The organism is Thermococcus sp. (assembly GCF_027008145.1).
GTDB lineage: Archaea > Methanobacteriota_B > Thermococci > Thermococcales > Thermococcaceae > Thermococcus.
The window spans coordinates 1-3,802 of the sequence record NZ_JALTCZ010000212.1 but is presented as its reverse complement, the minus strand read 5'-3'; the positions used below and the strand labels follow the sequence as shown (position 1 = coordinate 3,802).

The following is a 3,802-nucleotide window of genomic DNA, read 5'->3' as shown; positions in this document are numbered from 1 at the left end:
TAGGATGCACTCTGAGCCTTTCACTTATACTGGTCATGGTGGTTATGAAGCACGCGGCCAACGCAGCGGGGAGCAACTGCTCGGGCCAGGTCACGTTTTCTGGCGCCCCCATCGGCGGGACTGAGAGGGGGTTGTCAACCTCGATCTCCCTTTTACCTATCGTCGTCTTCGTCCTTCCATCACCAATCCACTCTGAAGTTGAGGAAAGAAGTTTAGCAGCGGCCTTGAAGTCTATCTCCTCCATGTTGTCACCCCCAATATTTCAGCGTTCATTTTAACTTAGCGAATAAAAATTTATCCTTTCGATATATGTCTACTACTTGGACTTCAGCATTTCCCGTTCGTGACCGAGCTCATCAGCCTCGTCGTAACGGGAACCGGAAAGACCTTCCTTGGAGCCTTACTGAGAAGCCACTCCTCGATTTCCTTAGCCCTCGCCTTGCCTTCTCTCATGGCAGTTCCTATGTTTCTTGGAGCAACAACATCGCCGGCGAAGAATATGCCCGCCTCCTTCAGTATCTTCTCGTTGGCACAGACGACCTCCCTTATGGGGTTCGTCGGGAGCTGACCGATGGCGTAGGCAACTACATCTGCGTCGAGGATGAAGCGCTCGTCAGTGGTCACAACGCTCCCCTCAACAATCTTCGTCCTCGCGAACTCAACCCCTTGGACTTTCCCCTCTCCAAGTATTCTAACTGGGGAAGCGTACTCTATGAACTCCAGTCCCCCGCCAATCAGCTTCCTTATCTCGGTCTCAGCGTAGCTGTGCTCAAGGGAGCGGCGGTAGGCCATAGTAACCTTCTCAGCGCCGAGGAGCCTCGCTTCAATGGCAACGTCAACCGCCGTGTAACCAGCTCCGATTATTACGATGTGCCTCCCCTTAAGGTCGGGAATCCTTTCCCAGGAGTAGTAGCCTATCCTCGCCATCTTTATATGATGGAGCAAAGTTAGGGCATCATAGACACCGGGTAGCTCAACGCCGGCAGTCCTGAGCTTTCTGGGCTTCCAGGCCCCGGTCGCTATGAGGAGGGCATCGAATTCACCCAAAAGCCTCTCAAGGGAGACGAAGTGCTCCGCCCACTCGTCGCCGAGCTCTCTCGGTGAGTCGTAGACAACCTTCGTCCTGAAATGGAAGTGGACGCCGAGCCTTCCAAGGTCTTTAACCCCCTCCCTGACCGATCTTATTGGTATCCTAGCCTCCGGGATGGCAAAGGCCACCATCCCTCCACCTTCGGGCATCTTCTCGTAGACGTGAACATCGTAGCCCTTACAGGCGAGGTAGCCAGCAGCCGTTAGTCCAGCGGGCCCGGCGCCTATAATAGCTATCTTGAAGGGCTTTGGCTCGGCCTTTTCCCTGCAGATGTAAAACTTCACGCCATCACCCCCAAAGTTTTTCGAGAAATCTATCTAAAACCGAAGGTTTTACATATTAATATTCTTTCGCTAGGAAGATTATCAGAACGACGAATTAGGCTACCCAAAACTGCGGAATGGTTGACCATTCTCCAATCGGCACGCTTATTAACTACCCCTACCAAGGTGGGGACATGGGGGTTGGAATAGACCTCGACGGGCTCGGCGTCCTTGTGACGGCTTCCTCAAGGGGAATAGGTTTCAACGTCGCGAAGGAACTCCTAAAGAGGAACGCGAGGGTTGTTGTAAGCTCTTCCAGCGGGGAGAACCTTGAAAAGGCATACGGAGAGCTTTCCAGCTTTGGGGAAGTCCACGCCGTAAAGGCCGACCTTCGACTGAGGGAAGAACTGGAGAGCCTCATTAGGGAGTCCTGGGATGCTCTGAGGGGAGTTGATGCCCTCGTCTGGAACGCGCCCAACGTCTCCTGCGAGCCTTGTCTTCTCCACGAGGCCGACTATGAGGACTGGCTTGAGGCTTCCCTCTTTCACACGGTCGCCCCGGGCTATCTAACCGATCTCCTTGTCAGAAGGTGGCTGAGAGAGGGCAGAAAAGGGGTTCTGGTGTATCTCAACTCGGTCTCGGTGAAGGAACCCATGCCTCCGCTGGTTCTGGCTGACGTTTCAAGGGCGGGTCTTATCCAGCTCGCGAAGAGCGTTTCGAGAACCTACGGGAAGTTCGGGATAAGGGCCCATTCAGTCCTTCTGGGGAGCTTTGATACGCCCGGCGCGAGGGAGAACCTGAAAAAGGTGGCCGATGAGAGAGGAGAGCCCCTTGAGGAGACATGGGAAAAGGAAGTGCTGAAGAGAACGCCACTCCACAGGACGGGGAAGTGGGACGAGCTGGGGTCTCTTATAGCGTTCCTGCTGAGCGAGGAAGCTGAATACATGCTCGGCTCGACGGTCGTTATTGACGGCGCAATGACGAGGGGAGTAGATATCTAGGGGATTGTCTTTTCTTTGACCTCTATTTTTAGTCTCACAATAGGAAAGCTCCTGAAGGAGGACAGCTAATATACCAGCCCGAACAGGAACAGCGGAACCCTTCCCTTTCCGGTAATGAGGCCATCGACCGCTATGTAGTCAGGTTTCTGATATCTTCCCTTCGATTCACCGCCGATCTCGATAATCCATTCGCCAACTTTAAAGTCCGCCGTTTTCTCCCCCCTCTTTCCCTTTAGGTAGCAGAGGTCGAAGTTCCTCAGGTGGTTCACAAAGAACTCCTCTCTTAAGGCACCTCTGTGCGTGTCAAAGCCCTTCCTGGCAAAGAACTCCCTCAGCGGAACGGTGAGGTACAGTTTAGGCTCCTTCCTCCCGCTGTCGCAGGGGTGAAGGGCAATTAAGAGGCCGGCCTTTGATATGTCCTCCACAAGCCGTATCGCCATGTTCTTGGAGACTTCGAGGGCCCTGGCTATCCGCGAGTAGTTGGCTTCGAACGGGGCAGATTTGGCGACGGTATAGAGGAGCTTGAACGCGTCTGTTTCGTACTTGACGCTGACCTCCCGCAGGGCGGAGAGGTCTTCAAGGATTACCTTCCTTATCGAATTGTCGAGTGCATCGTAGAAGCCGCTCTTTGGGTACAGCACTCCACCCTCACGCATGTATTCCCTCCAGAGCGGATGGAGTTCAGCGTACATCTCTGTCAGGTCGAATGCTCTTAAAAGGATTTTTTTCAGTGAATACTTTGGAACGTCGAAGTCCCTTTTTATGTTGAGCCACTCCCTGAAGGAAGCAGGCGAAAGTTCCTTGAGGACAACCCTCCTTGATAGGTCGGCCCCGGAGTGAACCAAATCAATTGCTGATGAGCCAGAGAAAAACACCCTGACCTCGTGCTCGTCGTAGATTGTCTTTAAGTCCTCGGCCCAGCCAGCTTTCCGGTGAATCTCGTCAATGAAAACGTTCCTGTAGCCCATCTCCGCGAGAGACTTAACCACCTCGTAGAGGGAGAGGGGTTTTATGAGGGTTGAATCTGCCGAAAAATAGACGCTTTTTCCTACCTCATTTGCCAGCTGGAGCAGGAGGACAGTTTTACCGACACCTCTAATGCCCTTAACACCGACGTAGTATTCCTCATCAATGGCTTTAAGTTCGTCGAAGAGAAAGCGTTTTTTTGGGAACTTCCTCGCCCACGCCATCACCCGCCGGCTCGTGGCGATGAGTGAAGTGAGTATCCTCCCGTCCATATTTTGGAGTTGAATCCCCGTATTTATAAATCTTGTCCTTGTGTGAGGACGATATGCACGCATTTTGTTCACAAGAAAGGACGAAGTGTAAAGCAAGCAAAGCTGAGAAGATAATGGAATTCTCTATGTGAGGTTGTACAGGAACTTCGGAACCTCGGAGCCCTTAAGAACTCTAACGTCCCTCGGATAGCGCCCCTCTTCTCTTCCAGA

4 protein-coding genes are annotated in these 3,802 nt (G+C 52.8%); 1 reads left to right on the top strand and 3 read right to left on the bottom strand.

Features of this window, described 5'->3' with window-relative positions:
• Positions 1 to 244, bottom strand: a 244-nt coding sequence (locus MVD07_RS10890; protein WP_297502142.1) for a hypothetical protein, incomplete at its 3' end; no start/stop codon positions are given.
• A gap of 83 nt (positions 245 to 327) precedes the next feature.
• Positions 328 to 1,374: an FAD-dependent oxidoreductase gene (locus MVD07_RS10885; protein WP_297502139.1), complete on the bottom strand. Its 1,047-nt coding sequence runs from the start codon at positions 1,372 to 1,374 to the stop codon at positions 328 to 330.
• Between the two features lie 173 nt (positions 1,375 to 1,547).
• Between MVD07_RS10885 and MVD07_RS10880 the strand changes: the two genes are divergently transcribed.
• Positions 1,548 to 2,354 carry an SDR family oxidoreductase gene (locus tag MVD07_RS10880; RefSeq protein WP_297502137.1) on the top strand — a complete coding sequence of 269 codons (807 nt, stop codon included), beginning with the start codon at positions 1,548 to 1,550 and terminating at the stop codon, positions 2,352 to 2,354.
• Positions 2,355 to 2,419: 65 nt separating this feature from the next.
• On the opposite strand, the gene MVD07_RS10875 is transcribed toward MVD07_RS10880, so the two are convergent.
• Positions 2,420 to 3,592, bottom strand: a complete 1,173-nt coding sequence (locus tag MVD07_RS10875) for an AAA family ATPase (RefSeq protein WP_297502134.1) — start codon at positions 3,590 to 3,592, stop codon at positions 2,420 to 2,422.
• Positions 3,593 to 3,802 lie beyond the last annotated feature (210 nt).